Origin of the sequence: Microbulbifer sp. MKSA007 (assembly GCA_032615215.1) — a bacterium.
Lineage (GTDB): Bacteria > Pseudomonadota > Gammaproteobacteria > Pseudomonadales > Cellvibrionaceae > Microbulbifer.
Genome location: CP128431.1, coordinates 133,175 through 150,442 on the forward strand (window position 1 = coordinate 133,175; position 17,268 = coordinate 150,442).

Annotated in this window: 19 protein-coding genes and 1 pseudogene; 13 read left to right on the forward strand and 7 right to left on the reverse strand. The window is 50.9% G+C overall.

Annotated elements, in window-relative coordinates; all coding sequences use genetic code 11:
• Window positions 1-204 precede the first annotated feature (204 nt).
• Window positions 205-798 (reverse strand): TetR/AcrR family transcriptional regulator, encoded by a 594-nt coding sequence (locus QT397_00460; protein WNZ53879.1) that lies wholly within the window; start codon window positions 796-798, stop codon window positions 205-207.
• A 168-nt stretch (window positions 799-966) separates the two neighbouring features.
• On the opposite strand from QT397_00460, the gene QT397_00465 reads away from it, so the two are divergent.
• The 10 genes and pseudogenes from QT397_00465 (at window position 967) to QT397_00510 (ending at window position 9,508) form a co-directional block, all read left to right on the forward strand.
• On the forward strand, window positions 967-1,329 hold the full coding sequence (locus QT397_00465) for a hypothetical protein (GenBank protein ID WNZ53880.1): 363 nt from the start codon (window positions 967-969) through the stop codon (window positions 1,327-1,329).
• A 98-nt stretch (window positions 1,330-1,427) separates the two neighbouring features.
• A pseudogene (locus QT397_00470) lies at window positions 1,428-1,934 on the forward strand (phytanoyl-CoA dioxygenase family protein).
• 300 nt (window positions 1,935-2,234) lie between these two features.
• On the forward strand, window positions 2,235-2,567 hold the full coding sequence (locus QT397_00475; protein WNZ53970.1) for a DUF962 domain-containing protein: 333 nt from the start codon (window positions 2,235-2,237) through the stop codon (window positions 2,565-2,567).
• Between the two features lie 166 nt (window positions 2,568-2,733).
• Window positions 2,734-3,108, forward strand: coding sequence for a hypothetical protein (locus QT397_00480; GenBank protein ID WNZ53881.1), 375 nt, complete (start codon window positions 2,734-2,736; stop codon window positions 3,106-3,108).
• Between the two features lie 30 nt (window positions 3,109-3,138).
• Window positions 3,139-3,663, forward strand: coding sequence for an N-acetyltransferase (locus QT397_00485; GenBank protein ID WNZ53882.1), 525 nt, complete (start codon window positions 3,139-3,141; stop codon window positions 3,661-3,663).
• Window positions 3,664-3,784: 121 nt separating this feature from the next.
• Window positions 3,785-4,300, forward strand: a complete 516-nt coding sequence (locus QT397_00490; protein WNZ53883.1) for an RNA polymerase sigma factor — start codon at window positions 3,785-3,787, stop codon at window positions 4,298-4,300.
• A gap of 44 nt (window positions 4,301-4,344) precedes the next feature.
• The gene (locus QT397_00495) at window positions 4,345-5,346 is read left to right on the forward strand and encodes a FecR family protein (GenBank protein WNZ53884.1); all 1,002 of its coding nucleotides are present in this window, start codon (window positions 4,345-4,347) and stop codon (window positions 5,344-5,346) included.
• A gap of 114 nt (window positions 5,347-5,460) precedes the next feature.
• Entirely contained in the window at window positions 5,461-8,046 is a 2,586-nt protein-coding gene (locus tag QT397_00500) for a secretin and TonB N-terminal domain-containing protein (GenBank protein WNZ53885.1), read from the forward strand.
• Window positions 8,028-8,351, forward strand: coding sequence for a TonB-dependent receptor (locus QT397_00505; GenBank protein ID WNZ53886.1), 324 nt, complete (start codon window positions 8,028-8,030; stop codon window positions 8,349-8,351). Before QT397_00500 ends, QT397_00505 begins: the two co-directional genes overlap by 19 nt.
• 56 nt (window positions 8,352-8,407) lie before the next feature.
• Window positions 8,408-9,508 carry a cytochrome c peroxidase gene (locus QT397_00510; GenBank protein ID WNZ53887.1) on the forward strand — a complete coding sequence of 367 codons (1,101 nt, stop codon included), beginning with the start codon at window positions 8,408-8,410 and terminating at the stop codon, window positions 9,506-9,508.
• A gap of 50 nt (window positions 9,509-9,558) precedes the next feature.
• On the opposite strand, the gene QT397_00515 is transcribed toward QT397_00510, so the two are convergent.
• Window positions 9,559-11,067, reverse strand: a complete 1,509-nt coding sequence (locus tag QT397_00515) for a malonyl-CoA synthase (protein WNZ53888.1) — start codon at window positions 11,065-11,067, stop codon at window positions 9,559-9,561.
• 166 nt (window positions 11,068-11,233) lie between these two features.
• On the opposite strand from QT397_00515, the gene QT397_00520 reads away from it, so the two are divergent.
• Together QT397_00520 and QT397_00525 are read left to right on the forward strand one after the other, a co-directional pair.
• Window positions 11,234-12,016 carry a class I SAM-dependent methyltransferase gene (locus QT397_00520; protein ID WNZ53889.1) on the forward strand — a complete coding sequence of 261 codons (783 nt, stop codon included), beginning with the start codon at window positions 11,234-11,236 and terminating at the stop codon, window positions 12,014-12,016.
• 63 nt (window positions 12,017-12,079) lie between these two features.
• Window positions 12,080-12,589 carry a hypothetical protein gene (locus tag QT397_00525; protein WNZ53890.1) on the forward strand — a complete coding sequence of 170 codons (510 nt, stop codon included), beginning with the start codon at window positions 12,080-12,082 and terminating at the stop codon, window positions 12,587-12,589.
• Window positions 12,590-12,636: 47 nt separating this feature from the next.
• Here the strand turns inward: QT397_00525 and QT397_00530 are convergent, their stop codons facing one another.
• The 4 genes from QT397_00530 to QT397_00545 form a co-directional block, all read right to left on the reverse strand.
• Entirely contained in the window at window positions 12,637-13,251 is a 615-nt protein-coding gene (locus tag QT397_00530) for a LysE family translocator (GenBank protein WNZ53891.1), read from the reverse strand.
• 84 nt (window positions 13,252-13,335) lie between these two features.
• On the reverse strand, window positions 13,336-14,208 hold the full coding sequence (locus tag QT397_00535; protein WNZ53892.1) for an RNA polymerase sigma-70 factor: 873 nt from the start codon (window positions 14,206-14,208) through the stop codon (window positions 13,336-13,338).
• 2 nt (window positions 14,209-14,210) lie between these two features.
• Complete coding sequence (locus QT397_00540) at window positions 14,211-14,642, reverse strand: carboxymuconolactone decarboxylase family protein (protein WNZ53893.1); 432 nt, start codon at window positions 14,640-14,642, stop codon at window positions 14,211-14,213.
• A gap of 105 nt (window positions 14,643-14,747) precedes the next feature.
• Window positions 14,748-15,251, reverse strand: a complete 504-nt coding sequence (locus tag QT397_00545; protein ID WNZ53894.1) for a GNAT family N-acetyltransferase — start codon at window positions 15,249-15,251, stop codon at window positions 14,748-14,750.
• Between the two features lie 268 nt (window positions 15,252-15,519).
• On the opposite strand from QT397_00545, the gene yghU reads away from it, so the two are divergent.
• Window positions 15,520-16,386, forward strand: a complete 867-nt coding sequence (gene yghU, locus QT397_00550; protein WNZ53895.1) for a glutathione-dependent disulfide-bond oxidoreductase — start codon at window positions 15,520-15,522, stop codon at window positions 16,384-16,386.
• Window positions 16,387-16,455: 69 nt separating this feature from the next.
• Here the strand turns inward: yghU and QT397_00555 are convergent, their stop codons facing one another.
• Window positions 16,456-17,160: a hypothetical protein gene (locus QT397_00555; protein ID WNZ53896.1), complete on the reverse strand. Its 705-nt coding sequence runs from the start codon at window positions 17,158-17,160 to the stop codon at window positions 16,456-16,458.
• Window positions 17,161-17,268: the final 108 nt, after the last annotated feature.

The following is a 17,268-nucleotide window of genomic DNA, read 5'->3' on the forward strand; positions in this document are numbered from 1 at the left end:
TTATCTCTCTGCGTCGCAGATGTGGGCACCCGACTAAAAGCCTCCTCCTGGATACGTTCCCCGCCCCCTAAAGAGGCAAATGGAAACTGATCTGGTTCGTCATCAAAATCAAACCGAGGTCCATAACTAAAATCTAACCCTATCGAATATGCCATTATCCTTCCCTTCTATCGAAGCAAACTAAGCAAACCGAAACTCTAAAACCTAAGGCTGCAGAAGTTTTTTGATGCTTTTTGCAAGGGCCTGCTTGGTTTCCTCGCCGCTGACTTTATCGGTCATCAGCCAGCGGGTGAGCAGGCGGTGGGCCATGCCCATGATGGCCTGTCCCAGCAGCTCAGCGGACGTTTCATCCCAGACGGTTCCCTCACTCTGGCCATCTGCGATGATGCGGGTGGTTTCATCATGCAAAGCAACGTGCGTGAACTGGGTTTGCCCCATCCAATAGGCCTGCGGAATATTCAGGAACACAATGCGGGCGATGCTTGGATTGGCGAAATAGAACTCACACCAGATATCCAGAAAGGCAAGGCATTTGTCGACCGTGCTCTCAGCCTCTCGGGCCGCTTGCATCGCTTCAGCATAGAGGTTTTCAAGATCCCCTTTGATGCAGGCGTAGAGCATCTCTTCCTTGTTGCCAAAGTACTTGTAAACCGTTTGTGGGCTCACACGCGCCTGCTGGCAGATCTGCCGGATTCCCACATCCTGATACATACCGGAGGAGAAGATCTCCAGAATGGTTTTGCGAAGTGTTTCAAGCGCTTCCGGCTTTATTGTTCTACGGTCTACTTCCACGGTCATTCTTATTGGCTCCCCCCAACTTCTCGCATTGTATCCGGTTTTCATTTGTCTCCTAGCCGCCTTGTCCGAAGATGTACCGAAAAACACTCCGGAATTGATCGAGATCAATTAACTTGACACATCAACAAGACTCGGTAACGCTGTTTCCATAATTTGGGAGGGAGAACTTTGGGGGAGTTTCAAACTTATCTGCCAATTTACGCAATTGTTCTCGCAGCAATACTCTGCGTGGGCGAAACACTCATTTTGGTCAGAACCAACAAATATTGGCCGCTATCCATTGATGACTATCTGGCTTGCGGCGCGCTCATCATTTCTGCTTTGATTTTTGAAAGTGCAGTCGGCGTTGTTCTTATGCTTTGCGCATGGGCGTTCATGACCGGCAATCTTTACGCCATGCTGTTTACGCGATTGGACCCGCACACCGGCACACGCGAACGCATACCGGCACTTTCAGTTCTTCTTGGCGCAGCTTCACTCGGTCTTGTTGCAACCTTCGCAACGCTTATTTCAAGGATGGTTCCAGCATGACATTGACAGACACCGCCAACACAATCGACACAGGCCAATACCAAAGCGAGGGATTTTTATTCCCAATCAAGGTGTTGGGATCAGACGACGCCATCCGCATGCGTGCAGAACTGGAGGCCGTTGAAAAGCTACAAGGCCATCCGCTCGACAAGGCCCAGTGCAACAAATCCTATCTGCTGTATGACTGGGCGGACGAGTTGGTGCACCATCCAGTTATTCTGGATGCGGTTGAACAGCTGATCGGCCCGGACATCCTGTGCCTGATGACCAACCTGTTCACCAAGGAAGCGGGCAGCAAATCCTACGTCTCCATGCATCAGGATGCAGCGTATTGGGGTGTGGACGCGGATGATGTGGTCACCGCCTGGGTTGCGCTCAGCCCTGCGACGGCTCAGTCTGGCGTGATGAAGGTGGAACCGGGCAGCCACAAATCCATCCGCACGCAAATCAACACCTACGCCAAAGACAACCTGCTCACCCGCGGACAGGAAATTCCGGTTGAGGAGCTGGAACCGGAACGTCAGATCTACATGGAGCTGAAGCCCGGAGAGATGTCTTTGCATCATTTCCAGCTTGTGCATGGCTCGGACGCCAACACCACGGATGACCGGCGTATCGGCTTTGCCATTCGCTATGTGGCGGCCAAAAGCAATGTGCGGGCGGACAACCAATCCGCTTTGCTGGTGCGCGGCCAAAACCACACCAACATCACCATGGAACAGCGCGGCAAGGGCCAGAACCCGACACAGCGCTATCGCGAACACGCCCGCGCCATGCGTAGATTGGTCAGGTCTATGCTTCTTCCGGAAAAAGAGGCAGGATTGGGAGAACGCGCGCGATTGTTCATCACGCGTCAGGCCGCAGTGCTGTTAACGTACTATCGGCAGATTAAGGGGGATAATGCAATGAGTGAAGCCAACAACAGCCATAACCAGCAGTTTGGCAGTTTCAAAGAGTTCTATCCGTTTTATTTGGCGGAGCACCAGAACGTGGTCAGCCGCCGCCTGCACTTCACCGGAACGGCCCTTGTGCTTGGGCTGGTCGCCTACATCCTTACATTCGGCCTCTGGACGTGGCTGCTCGCCGTACCCGTGGTTGGCTACGGCTTTGCATGGATTGGGCATTTCTTTTTTGAAAAGAACAAGCCAGCCACATTCAAGTTCCCGTTCTACAGCCTTCTCGGTGATTTCGTGATGTTCTTCGACATCCTGCGCGGCAAGGTTTCCATCCTCCGGTGAGGTCGCAGTGCCTTCTTTGGGACGGAGGGAAGGTGCGTAAAGATGACGGCGGAATTACGCGGAACATGGCAAAACCCTGAGGGTAAAGCCAGCAGATCTTGGTGATTGTGTTGGTCATGTCAGCAACTCAAAATGCTTAGGTGACCAATGCAAACTTGAGTCTGCGATGAAAAATCTATGCCTTGCTGCTTCTCTTCTGCTTGCCTCATCCAGCGTTGCAACTGCGGGAATGACCTCTGACCTCAACGCAGCAATCGCCAACATGTGCGAGAAGCTGAAGGCTTGCGCTTTTGAGCAGATGGGTATTGATGCATCCTCAAAGCAGCACCCCACGGCAACGGCCATTAACAACAGCGTCAATCAGGCGTGCGCCGTGATCAAAGCCGACTTCGCCAGTGAGGCCACCTCCAACGCTCAAAAAAGACAAGCGATTGCCTGCGTTTCATCGGTGACGAGGAAGACCTGCGGCGAACTCAGCCAACCCAATGCCCAAAGCCCCAAAGCCTGCAAAGGCTTCCAGAGCTTCAACCGCGCCAACTAAGCGAGCGCCAATAGACCTTTCCCGATTACCATGGTTGTCTCTTACGCCTCTTCATCCACTCTGACCATCAGGCCAGCAACTGCTGAAGACGCAGAGCCCCTTTCTGCAATCGGGCTGACAGCCTGGCGCAAAGGCATCAAACCGCTCGTGCCCGCTCACATCGCGAAGGAGTTTGAGGTCAGCAATCCCTTCCTGCCTTTCCTGAAGGCATGCCATGCGAACGTGCTGGTCGCGCAGATCGGCAACCAACTCGCAGGCTTCGGCGCCAGAGAACACGCCGACAACCGCATCACCGACCTCTGGATCGCTCCCACCTTCGAAGGCCAGGGCCTCGGCACCGTCCTCCTGCGTTCACTAGAAGCCCAAATCACCAACTCCCACGCACTCATCACCGTCACCGCCCAAAACACAAGAGCCCTCACCCTCTACCAACACCTCGGCTACCACGAGTACCACCGCGAAGCCCGCTATGACGCAACTCTCAAGACAAGCTTCGAGAAGGTTGATATGCGGAAGGTGTTGAGGCGTGGCGGCATTTCACTCGCCAAATATTGAGGGAGTTTCCGTAGTTGGTGTGCTGTAAGGGACTTCCCTGAGGGTGGTGTTGTGTTATACAGCGCTCAATCCTTTAGCCGACGCCCGAGGAGTAAACTTAATCTTCTTCGGGTAGTTAAAGATGTCGCCGACCTTAGCTTCGATCTTTATGAACGAGCGTCGCTCGTTGATTGGCAGTATTTTGCGTATTGTGAAGGATCCCGGCATTGCTGAGGACCTTTCTCAGGAAGCCTATCTCCGAGCACAAAGAACTTCAGAATCACAGCAGATCAGTCATGTTGAAGGCTTTTTGCATCAGACTGCCCGAAATCTTGCATTAGACCATCTGCGCCGAAGCAAAACACGCCAAACCTACGAGATGGATAACGGTGCGCCGGACGCTTTGGATAGCATTCCTGCAGATGTCTACTCCCTGGAAAATGCTTTGATAGAACGTGAGCGTTTTAGGGAGTTTCATAGCGCGCTTTCCTGTCTTCCGTCACGGGCGCAAACGGTCATCGTTTTAAGCCGTATAGAAGAATGGCCAAATCACAGAATTGCCAAGCATCTGGATGTTTCTGAACGAACCGTGTTCAACGATCTAAAGTTGGCCATGGCTCATTGCCGGGATGCACTCCATCGGCTTGAGCGAAAATAAAATTTTTCCGAACCTAAAACAATAATTATTTCAAGCAGTTTCTTATGAACACGTTCCAAGATAACAACACCAAAGACGACCAAGAAGCCAGAGTTTTCAGGCACCCTGATCCCGTTGCTGATGAAGCACTGAACTGGTTTCTAAAGCTGCAAGAAGATGCCTCCGAAAATCAAAGGAAACAGTTCTCAGCCTGGTTCAACACCAGTGAGCGACATCGCCAGGAGTTCACCAGACTGGAAGAGATTTGGGGAGCATCAGCCTTTAAGAAGGCGGTGCAGGAGTTGAAGACAGTTTCAGCTCGTCGACCCGCGACGGAAACTCATCCGCGGAAGGCTTTCCGAAGGCTGGTTGGAATAGCAGCTGCTTTCACTTTGATGGTCGGAGCGACACAATTTTCTGATTGGTGGATCTATTTGCAGGCTGATTACACGACTCAATCTGCACAAATGCGACAGATTTCTCTGCCGGATGGCTCTTCTATGCTCATGAACAGCGAAACAGCTGTTGCGCTGGATTTTGAAGGTACACAACGCCGCGTTCACGTTCTTCGCGGAGAAGCCTATTTTGATGTCTTGTATGATGCTCAAAGACCGTTTCAGGTCACCGGTGGTTATGGAGAAGTGACAGTTCTCGGCACCGCCTTTTCGGTGCTGACAAGCAAGACTGAAGACCGAGTGGTGTTGGAGAGAGGTCGTGTGGAACTCACACGGGCAAATGATGCAGATACAGCCAGAGAGCTGAAGCCGGGGGAGTTGAGCCGCATCTCCTCAAAAGGAATTGGAGAGAGCACAGAGATTAATCCAGCTGAAGTTCTGGCTTGGCGAGAGGGCCGGCTGGTGCTTGAGGATGTCCCCCTTTCAAAGGCAGTTGAAGAAATTGAACGATACTACAACAGCTCCATTTTCATTACCTCGTCTGCTCTTCGTGACATACGGGTAAGTGGTTATTTTAAAACAGACAATCTAGTTGAAGCTATTGAGACACTCGCCCTCGCAGCAGGTGCGAAACTTTATCAATTGCCAACTGGAATTTATTTCATGAACTAAATACTCAACTTTTTTTTGCCGGATTGGAATGTTTCAAACGTCGTTCTTTTTAGATGGCGATATTTGACGCATCGCTGAGTGAACTGCACGGCAAAAAGTTGGGACAATATGCACTTGCTCGCTGATATTCTGGGAAAGAAAAATACCCAGCGATTAAACGGAAAATCTGTTTCACATCTTCTGGTTACTGCTCTTTTGGGTTGCTCTGCGCTTACGACTAGTTCAGTCGTTTTCAACCAACATGTTGCAGCAATCGCTCAAGAACAGTCTGTTTCATTTTCGATCAGCGCACAGCCGCTTTCCTCAGCGATCAGAGAGTTCATCGCAACGACCGGCTGGCAGATCAGTTACTCCAGTGATGCGGTTGCTGGCAAACGTTCTTCTGGCGTCTCTGGTAACATGTCGCCAGAAGCTGCATTGAGAAAGCTAATCAGCGGCACCGGCTTGCAGCTTCGCAAACGCTCATCCACCTCTGTCGCATTGCTCCCTTTCGGAAGCAATGCAGATGCCTCTCCTGACAGCGAGTTGCTGGATGAGGTTGTCGTTTATGCCAACACCAATCCTTCCAATACAGAGAGCCTATTCGGGGACGGAGACCCCAGTGCTATCGGCAAAACAACGATCAGCCGCAGCCTTATTGAAACCGGAGGAGATGCAGGCGGCGATATCAACTCCCAGCTCAAGACACTTCCGAATGTTCAGTGGCAAAATGACACGACAACAGATGCTGGAGATAGCTCAACCAGTGAGCAAGATTTGCGTCCGGGTCAGTATTCCATTTCGGGTGCAGATGTAGACGCAAATCTTTTTATGCTTGATGGAATTGGCATTAACTCTCGTGGAGCAGGATATGACGATAAAGCAGACCTTCCCCTTGACGAAAAGATTATCGACTTAAAAGCAACCTATGGGTTGCACTCTCAAACAGTCTATATCCCAGATGCAGTCGTACAGACCCTCACCGTCCAAGATAGCGATATTTCTGCACGTTATGGCGGTTTTCAAGGAGGCGTCATTGAAGCAGAAACAATCAATCCTACTACAGATCGTTGGTCAGGCTTTGCATCTATTGAGGGCACAGCAGACACATTAGCTAAGTTTAAAATTGCGACTGATGATGGCGAAAACCCTTATGATGTTAAGCCCTACGAGTTCCTTAAACTTAACGGATCAATCGGAGTAAGCGGACCAATTGCAGATGGGTTATCAATTCTTTCTAGCTTCTCTAACCGATACGCCAACACAACACGCGAACGAGAGCCTCAATTTGTTGAACAAAAAGACGTTTCAACAAACACGCATTCTATGACTTTCCTAAACAAGCTGAAGCTAGATCGGGACTGGGGAGAGTTATCCGTTACGAACACTACAACGCTTTACGATCAAGAGTTTGAATCTCATCGCTATTTAATGGACGAGCCGGCTGAGATTACCGGCGACGGGTCTTCTACTCAACTTAGCTTCCAAAAAGACTTCGGTGATCTGGGCGCAATTAGCAACCTGAACTTTGACTCAAAGTTCTTCATCAACACCTCCAAGAAGGGAAGCATTGACAAAAACAATGAGTTTTATGCGCTGACAGCAAAGCCTAGAAATGGTGATTTCGTCGATGGGTTGAGTGATGTTTGTCGTGAACTCCCTGGTGAAAGTTACATCGGCTGCTACTACGGAGGACTGGGTGAAAAAACTCAATCAGAAACAAGCTTGGGTTCAAGTTTCAGTGTTGATGGGGATTGGCTTGAGCATAAGTTCTCGGCAGGTGCTGGCGTCAATCGTATCTTCGCTCGTCGCGAGCGGCCAACAGAGTTGACGTTCTACTCGTCATCCCAAACAGGCACGTTTGACTGTGTTTCATCAGATGACCCAGCTTGCTGGAATGATGAAATGTATGCTCGTTCTCGTGTTACTTACTCCACGTACGAAACCAACGTTGCATTAACTGAAGTGAATCTGTGGGCTGAAACTGAACTCAACTATGGCAACTTCCAGTTCCGGCCTGGGGTGCGGTTGGATTACGAAAACTTTTTAAATAATGTGAATGTTGCTCCACGTTTAAAGGCGTCATGGGAAGCAACTGATCGTGTCGTTATCTCAGGTGGCTTTAATCGTTACTATGACGACAGCATGCTTGGATATGCTCTAAAGTCTGGCGACAGCAAAAGTATAACCCATTGGCGAAATATTGAAAATGGCAATATTAGCAACGAGTTAGACGCTGAAGGCGGTTGGTATTACAGAAGTAGCAAAACGGCTATTGACTACGCAAGTTTCGGCCTGAGGACACCCTACAACGATGAGTACACGATTGGTGCAAGTGTAACAGATCCACTTATTGATGGTGTGTTTCGCATCAAGTACTTACATCGAAAGGGTGAAGATCGCTTCGCAAAAAATGAAGCTGGTGATGCTTTGACTAATGATGGTTCAAGTAAGTACGACAGTGTTTCAGTTGAGTACGCTAAGACCTGGAGCGATCTTTCATTCGGACCGCTCAACACGCTTGGTTTCAGTGTCAGCGCTTCATGGGCGAAACGTCATGTCACGAATAATAGCTACTTCGAAGAAGTCGAGTTAGAAGACTACATTTACTACAAGGGTAAGTCTTACACAGAATCTGGATTTGATGGGGTAAAAGGCAATTTGGACATCCCAATACGGGGGGCCTTCGTTTACAGGCTGGATTGCTCGATAATCGCCTGAAACTCTGGAGCAGCGCTTCATTTACTCTCCCCTATGACGGTGTCATCGACAGCAAGGAAAATATCGATATTGAAGTCGATGGCACAGAGCAGAAGCATGATGTCTACGTTGACCACCGTTATGACTTCACAACCTATGTAAACGCTGGTGCATCCTACCAACTTGCCAAGACCGAATTTGGAGAAACGATTGTTACCGCGAAGGTAAATAACGTCTTCAACGAGACCGGGAATGCGACTGCGTCAGACACAAATCCCTTCAAAAAAGGTCGTCAGTTCTGGTTGGGGTTGAAGACGAGCTTCTAAAGTTTGGGCCGGGGAGCTGGCCCTTTTCTTTTTCATGACAATAAAAGCAAAGTAACATGCTTAAGAAGATCACTGTTTCCAGAGTGGCTGCTGCGGTTTGTGCAGCGATGCTCCTGTTGCCTGCTGCGGGTACTGTTTTCGCGCAAACTCCTTCTGAGGAGCCGCTTCGGACCATCTATCAAAAGCCGGTATCAGAATGGCCTGCACCAACCATCGATGAAGGTGTTGAGTGGCGCGAGATGGCTCCGCTTCAGCTGCCCAAGAGGCCTGACAAAGGTTCGAAAGAGCATCTGATTAATGCGCTTGGCGCAAAGCTGTTTGATGATCCAATCCTTTCCAAGAGCGGACAGATTTCTTGTCAGAGTTGCCACAACAGGGAACTTGGGTGGGCAGATGGCGTCAAAACTTCGTTTGGACATGATCGCCAAAGGGGCAACCGAAATGCACCGGCGGTGATTACTGCGGTGCATCGCCCTTCCCTCTTTTGGGATGGCCGCGCTGCAACGCTGGAGGAACAGGCACTCGGGCCAATTGAAAATCCGATTGAGATGGCAGCTGAACTTGATAAAGTTCTTAAACAGTTGAACACCCATGACGTCTATCCCGAGATGTTCTTTGATGCTTTTGCAGCTAACCAAATCTCAGCGGATCTTCTGGCAATCGCGCTAGCCTCTTTTGAACGCGGGCTGGAGCGGAAAACACGGCTGGATCTGTTTATGGAAGGTCGCCACAGCGTGTTGAGCGACAGCCAGATCCGCGGCCTGCATCTGTTTCGCACTAAAGCCCGCTGTATGAACTGCCACAACGGACCAGCCCTGACAGACGGCAAGTTCCACAACCTTGGCCTGACTTACTTCGGTAAGCCACTGGAGGATTTAGGGCGCTATCAGGTCACCAATGACCCGAAAGACGTTGGAGCCTTTGCAACACCTAGTCTGCGCCATATCCGTAACAGCGCACCTTACATGCACAACGGAGTCATCTCCTCACTACGGAAAGTGGTGTTGCTTTACAACTTCGGCGGCGGTCGCGAGCGGCCACGCACCAAGAAAGAAGCATCTGATCCGCTGTTCCCCAAGCACTCCAACCTATTGCAGCCATTGAGGCTGAACAGGACCGAGATTGAGGATCTGGTGAATTTTCTGGAGGCTCTTTGAACCGCAGTTGAACAGTGTTGAGCGGCGATAAAGTACGCCGCTCAATCCACCTAAACAGGCTCGCTAAATCGCTCCCTCAGAACATTCTTCTGGACTTTGCCCATGGTGTTGCGGGGGAGTTCGTTTACCACTAGCAGCTTTTGGGGGTGTTTGAAGCGGGCGAGGTGGTCTTTGACGATTGTCATGATCGCGTCTAAATCTGGTGTCTGGCCTTTTTCGGCGACGAGAATGCCCAATGGGGCTTCGCCGAAGTCTGCGTGGGGTACGCCGATCACGGCGCTTTCCAAAACACCGGGTTGCTCATCCAGCAGGAGTTCGATTTCTTTCGGGTAGATGTTGTAACCGCCTGAGATGATGAGGTCTTTGTTGCGGCCAACAATGTGGACGTAACCATCCTCATCCACCTTGCCCATATCGCCCGTGATGAAAAAGCCATCCTCCCGCAGTTCTGCGGCAGTTTTCTCCGTCATCTGCCAGTAGCCTTTGAAGACGTTTCTTCCGCGCACTTCGATAACCCCAATGGCACCTTGCTCTAGCTCAGTACCGCTTTCGGGATCCGTGATCTTCAACTCCACACCCGGCAGAGGGAAGCCGACAGTGCCTGCCCGCCGTTCCCCATCATAGGGATTGGAGGTGCTCATGTTGGTTTCTGTCATGCCATAGCGTTCAAGAATGCGGTGATTTGTGCGGTCTTCAAACTGGCGATGGGTTTCCGCCAACAAAGGCGCACTGCCGGAGGTGAAAAGCCGTATGTGGCTTGTCAGGTCTTTGGTGAAGCGTTCATCTGCGAGCAATCGGGTGTAGAACGTTGGCACACCCATCATGGAGGTCGCATCCGGCAGCTTTTCGATGATCTTATCCAGATTGAACTTAGGCAGGAAGATCATAGAGCCACCAACGGCCAAAATCACATTGGTCGCGACAAACAGGCCGTGTGTATGGAAAATCGGCAGTGCATGCAGCAACACATCTTTCTCAGAAAAGCGCCAGTACTCAACAAGAGTATCTGCGTTGGAAAGCAAGTTATCTTGCGTCAGCATGGCCCCTTTGGAACGACCCGTGGTGCCTGAGGTGTATAGGAAGGCGGCCAGATCCTGTAGGTCTCGGTCTACTGTTTGAAATGTTGTCGGCTGGTTATTGGCTTCATCCATCAGCATGCCGGTGCCATCTGCATTGAGCGTGCGCAAGACCACACCGAGCTCATCAGCAAGTATCTGTAGTTTCTCCGCTTTAGCACCATCACAGACAACCACCGATGCACCGCTGTTATCGAGGAAGTAGGAAAGCTCCTCGACGGTGTAGGCGATATTCAACGGCAGAAAGATCAGGCCAGCCTGAACGCAAGCGGCATAAAGCGCCAGCGCTTGTGGTGTTTTTTCTGTTTGCATGGCTACGCGATCGCCCGGCTGCAACCCATGCTTGACGAGCGCATGGGCAAGCTGTGCTGTCATCTCAAGAAACTGCGCGTATGAGATGGTTGTTCCATCGGGCAAATACAGAAAAGGCTTGTTTTTGGATGCATGGATGCCGAACAAACGATCATAAAGCGGGTTCGCCATGTAAGTGCCTTTCTCTGCTATTGCAAGCCAAGCGGCGGGCCAAGGTCGCGCGCCGAAACTGATTCATCCAGATAAGAGTAATGCGATCCTACAGCCCTGAACAGTTGGCACTCCGTCGAGATGGGGTCTGCTCTACCCCCATTTGTCTTGGTGCGGATCTGCGCCTATGCTGCTGGCATTCTCTGAGAAAGCTGTTTTAAAAATGAATACGCGCAATATCTTCACGGACCCTGCTGTCGCACAGTTTTATGAACTGACACCACGCGATCGGCAGGACCATATGTTTTGTAAATCACTTGCTCGCAACGCCCAGTCAGTCCTTGATCTGGGCTGTGGCACTGGAGAGCTCACAGTACAGCTGGTGAAGGGGCGCCGCGTTGTTGGGCTCGATCCAGCCGGAGCAATGCTGGATATCGCTCGCACTCGTCCCGGTGGAGAGCAGGTGACATGGGTAGAAGGTGATGCCCGCTCATTTGATCTGAGCGAGACCTTTGATCTCATTTGCCTGACGGGGCATTCCTTCCAGTTTTTCCTGACAGAAGAAGACCAGCGCGCAGCACTATCCTGCATTGCAAAGCACCTGAGCCCAACAGGTCAGTTTGTCTTCGATACCCGCAATCCGGACTTTCCGGGCAGGAAGACCCGCAGCAAACAAGAAACGCTATCTCAGTCCATGCATTCGAAACTAGGGCCTATCGAGAGCTGGAACATCTCGGAGTATGATGAGGCAGAACAGATCCTCAGCTTTATCAATGCTTACAAGTCACTAGAGACAGGAGAGATTTTCAGCGCACCTTCCCAGCTCAAATACACCTCACAGAAGAAACTGGCGCAGTTGATGACAGATGCGAGATTGCATGTCACAGACTGGCTGGGAGAATGGACTGGAGAGCCCTATCACCCGTTATCGCGTGAGATTATCCCCGTTGGCGGGAGGCCTAGGTTCTAAAAAACTCACACTCTGGTTCGTAAATCGTCCTCCTTTCTGCAAACAACCAAAAATGAGGACATAATGAAAAGCAAAAAACATCTCACATTTAGTCTATGCGCTTTTATAGCAGCTAGTGCATTCTTCACACAGCCCGCTACGAGTGAAGCAATCTATCGTGGATTACTAGAGGGTGGACACGGTGTCTTGGACCTCAGAGAAAATCGCTTTAATTTCGGAGGAGGAGGCCTCTCTTTCAACAAAGACATGGCACAGATCATGGCAGCACCACAGAATTTCAACTGTGCACTGATGTTGGATACTACCAATCCAATCCCAGTTGTTGGCAATCAATCCGCGATTAATCAATTCCCAGGATTTGACGCGACTTTTGATCAAAACCCACCGGCAATCCCTCAGGGTCATGTCAGCGTAAATGATAATCCAGCAGTTGCAAATCCAGCACGGGCATTCGCAAACCAAATTGCCGATATTGCACGTAACAATCCCGCTACTTTCAATGATGACCACATCGTAGGTGTCCATCTTACAGATGATGAATGTCGCGATAAACCAAAATGGCTTAACCAGTAAATCGTACGCAAGCTAGCTCTACTTCTGCAATAAGCGGAAGTGGAGCCTCACCGCTCAATCCGTGCCAACGCGAGGCCGATGCCAGAACCGATAAAGAGCGTGCCCGTAAGTTTGTGGCGCAGGTGGCCAATGCTTTTGAAGAGCGGTGTTGCTGAGCGGGCAAGCGCAGCCCAACACAGGTCTCCGCCAAGGATAACAAGCAGATAGATCAGTGCAGGCTGAGCCAATGCGTAGGTTGCGCTCTGGTCGCTGACGAACTGAGGCAGAAAGGCTGCGCTGAAGACGAGTGTCTTCGGGTTGATCATGGCAAGCAGCATGCCCTGCCAGAAGAGACAGCGCAAAGGCGTTGCGCTGGCTTCGGCATTCTCCAGCATATCCGCCCGTTCACACCATGATTTGATGCCAAGATAGATCAGGTAAGCAGCACCAGCCCACTTCACCCACAAGAAGGCATCTGCCACAAACGTCAAAAGAGCTGTAAACCCAAGCACGACGATGCTGAGCTGGATGGCAACACCGAGGGTCGTTCCAAGAACAGTCACAGCGCCAAAGCGGAACCCATGGCTGATGGTATTGGCAGCAATGAGCGCAACATTAGGGCCCGGAATGGCCACCAGAGCAGCTGTTGCAATCACAAGCGCAAATATCATCTCGACTGACATGAGTTCCCCTCCAAAACATCAGCGGGCAGTTTGGAAGGTTCTCGCACTGAATGCAAGGCAGGCTTTAGGTGACCTGCCTTCACTTCAATTGACTGCAGACAGCTTATCCGGATTGCGCTGCGCGTAGATGGCGTTGACCTTCATCTCCTCATCATAGCCAAAGGTGAAGGTTGTGACGATGCCGCCGCCATCGACTGTCACCAGAGACAGACAGGCATTGAGTTCTTCCACCCAGGCTCTGCCACTGCTTGCAGCTGGCGAGATGGCCTTGTCGATAAAGCCAAGCACCTGCTCCAGCCCCACAAGTGGTTTTGGAATAGCATTGACCTTACCGCCACCATCAGAAAGGAGCGCCACATCGGCAGCCAGCAATTGAGACAGCTGAGAGGTCTCACCTGTTTCCAGCGCAGATTGGAATGCATGAACCATTTCGCGCTGTTTTTCGGCAGGTGCAACAAACCGCTGAGATTTTTGCTGGATGTTGGCTTTGGCCCGTGAAACCAGCTTGCGGCAACTGGCCGGAGTGACCTCCAGAATATCTGCGACTTCCTCATAACTGGAGGAGAACACCTCACGCAGTAAAAAGGCAGCGCGCTCTTTTGGGGCGAGCCGTTCCATCACCAGCAGGAACGCCATGGTGAGACTCTCGGAGAGTTCTACCCGATCCTCGGGTGTGTCCTGTGTTGTGGTGTGCAAAGGCTCCGGCAGCCACATACCAACGTAATTTTCACGTTTTTTACGCGCTGATTTGAGATGATCAAGCGCTTTGCGCGTGCAAACGGTGGTAAGCCATGCCTCCGCATTGGAGATGTCATCATGATTGGCCGCTGACCAGCTGAGATAAGTTTCCTGCACCACGTCCTCGGCTTCTGCCGTGGAGCCCAACAAGCGGTAAGCCAGCCCCATCAGCATGGGTCTGGCCTTTTCAAATGCACAAAGTGATTTATCTGATGTCATGATCAATGGTTCGATATTGCAATCCGGTTCCAAAGGTTGATCATGCCAACCATGGCCGTCATCGTGGAAATTTCCTGATCACTGTAATGCTTTTTCAGCTCCTGGCGAAGACGTGGAAGCTGATCTTCCTTGTTTAGTTCTGTCAGAGCTTCGGTCCATTCAAACGCCAGCTTCTCTTTTTCAGAAAAGTCATCGCTATGACGCCAGATGATGAGATGGTCCAGACGGTGATTGGTTTCCCCCGCCTTGCGTGCATCGCGGGTGTGCATCTTCACACAGAACCCACAGCCGTTGATCTGAGAGGCGCGCAGCAGGATGAGGTGATGCAGCTTTTCATCAAATCCTGTTGCAGCAATAACCTCTTCCACGCCCTGAAGGGCTGCCATAATCTGCGCACCGCTCTCATAGTGATTGATGGTGGTGTGAACGTTCATCCTCATCTCCAGTGATTGTTTTGTTGCGTTCACTGGTTCGACGAGACAGCGCCTTCAGATGTGACGTGGTGCTAAAGAAAAAACGAAATCTATTATCGCAAAGCCCTACAAAGCAGGATGACGATAGACCAGATCGACAGGATCATGGCGTTCCGCATCCGGGTCAATGACGGCACCCATACGTTCTGCTAGCTTGCGCGAACGCTCGTTTTTTGGGTCGATGTAGCTGACCAGCGTTTTCAGGCCCAGCTCCTCAAAGGCCCATTTGCGCATCCGCTGAGCTGCTTCCAAGGCATAACCGTGCCCTTCAAAGCCATCATAAAGGAACCAGCCCAGCTCATGCTCGGGAAACAATGGTCCGTGATTGAGCCCGACCTGACCAACGGTTTTGCCCGTTGTTTTGTCATCCACCATCAAAGCGCCGTGGCCAAACAAGACCCAATGCGCGATGTCATGGCTGAAGATGCCCCAGGTCACATGCCTCGGCGTTGGACCGCCCATAAACTGCGAACGGTCCGACTGCATCAGCTGCTCATACTGCGGCCAATCTTCGATCGTCATCGGACGAAGGCGCAATCTTTCGGTTTCGAGAGTCGGTATCACAGTCATTTGATCAATCCAGCAATGAAAAAAGGAATCTCTGAGCATATTGTCAGCGGCGAACAATATTCCGGCAGCTGCTTTGAAAAAAGCAATTTTTAATCTGGCGTGTTGGGAACTTTCAAGATGGACTATGCTGCAAGGCGTGTCAGCCAAGACCTTGTTTTTGATGGCACACTTGATTTTGTTAAGGACTCACCCATCTGTTGAGATGAAAAAGGCAGCCGTAAAGCTGTCCGTTCCCATTTGCTAATAATCAATACGGAGCCACAATTTCATGAGTGATAAGCAAGAGTATACCCCACCAAAGGTTTGGAAGTGGGAACAGAAAAACGGCGGCCAGTTCGCAAACATCAACCGCCCTATCGCTGGTCCAACCCATGACAAAGATCTGCAGGTTGGCAAGCATCCGCTACAGCTTTACTCGCTGGCAACGCCAAACGGTGTGAAAGTCACCATCATGCTGGAAGAGCTTCTGGCAGCTGGCTTTAGCGAAGCAGAATACGATGCCTGGCTGATCAACATCGGCGAAGGCGACCAGTTCTCCAGCGGCTTTGTTGGCGCAAACCCGAACTCCAAAATCCCTGCACTGGTGGACCACAGCACCGAAACACCAACCCGCGTGTTCGAGTCCGGTTCCATCCTGCTGTACCTGGCAGAAAAGTTCGGCGCCTTCTTGCCGAAAGATCCGGCAGCCCGCACAGAAGCCATGAACTGGCTGTTCTGGCAGATGGGTTCCGCTCCATATCTGGGCGGCGGTTTCGGCCACTTCTACGCTTATGCGCCAGAAAAGTTCGAGTACCCAATCAACCGCTTTGCTATGGAAGCCAAGCGTCAGCTGGACGTGCTGGACCGCAATCTGGCGGAACGCCGCTTCATGGCTGGCGACGAGTACTCCATCGCAGATATGGCGATCTTCCCGTGGTACGGCGCATTGGTGCTCGGCTCACTTTACAGCGCTGCTGAGTTCCTCTCCGTTGACGAGTACAAGAACGTGAAACGTTGGGCAGAAGAAATCGCTGAGCGCCCTGCCGTCAAACGCGGCAAACGCGTGAACCGCACCTGGGGTGATGAGGATCAACAAGTCCCAGAACGTCACGACGCCAGCGACCTGGACCTAAAACCAGCCTCTGAAAAAGCGTAAAGCACGTAGTCAGAACTGAAAACGCAAAACCCGGCTTTGATGAGGCCGGGTTTTCTCATATCTAAGGCATCACCCACCAATCAGCACAAGAGGCGGTGGAGTTATGCCCTGCTTGTGAGACTTCGTTCTAGAAGGAACTCCCGTAGATGGGCTTCGCCTCACAGGAGTGGGCGCATCTGCGATCTTGTCAAAGTATGAACTGTCATTGACCAGATAAACGTTCTTTTTATAGGTGTAAGCCAATCGCTCGATCAGTCGGTTAAAGACCCATTCAGGCGAATAGTACTTGTTGAAACCAACTGATAGTGACTCCACCGTACCTTTGCCGGGGTCTCCTGAAATCTCAAACCGGTAAACAATACCCTGAGCCTTCTGGCCAAGGAAAACATAGCCCTTTATTCGACCCGTTGCAGACCCTTTAAAGCCCAATACTGTTGAGTATCTTACCTTCGTTAGAACTATGGTCATGTTTTGCGCTGGGGTTCCGGCAGGCACCCATTTTGCACTCTCACGAGCAACCTGAGTAAATTTCCGCTTTAACTGCTTTGCCACCAAAGCGCTATGTTCTCCATTGGGAACAATAACTTTGACTTTATTGATACGATAAGCTCCGCGTTCTTCTGGTGTTTTGGTTGTTACACAGCCAGCAAGCAGTAGAAATGAAGCTAAAATAATCAGAAACCGAGCCATACCAAAAATACCTACAATTACTTCTATGCAATTTACAGTTGTGAAAGTTAAACAGCGTTTAATTTCGAGCAATTGCAGGTCCACTCTCTGATGCCTACTAACCCACCCTGTGCACCATCATTCTTTTCCAATCGGAAATTGCGGTAGTTCAATTCCTCGCCTGTCGCACGGGTTTAAGATTTGTTCCAAAGA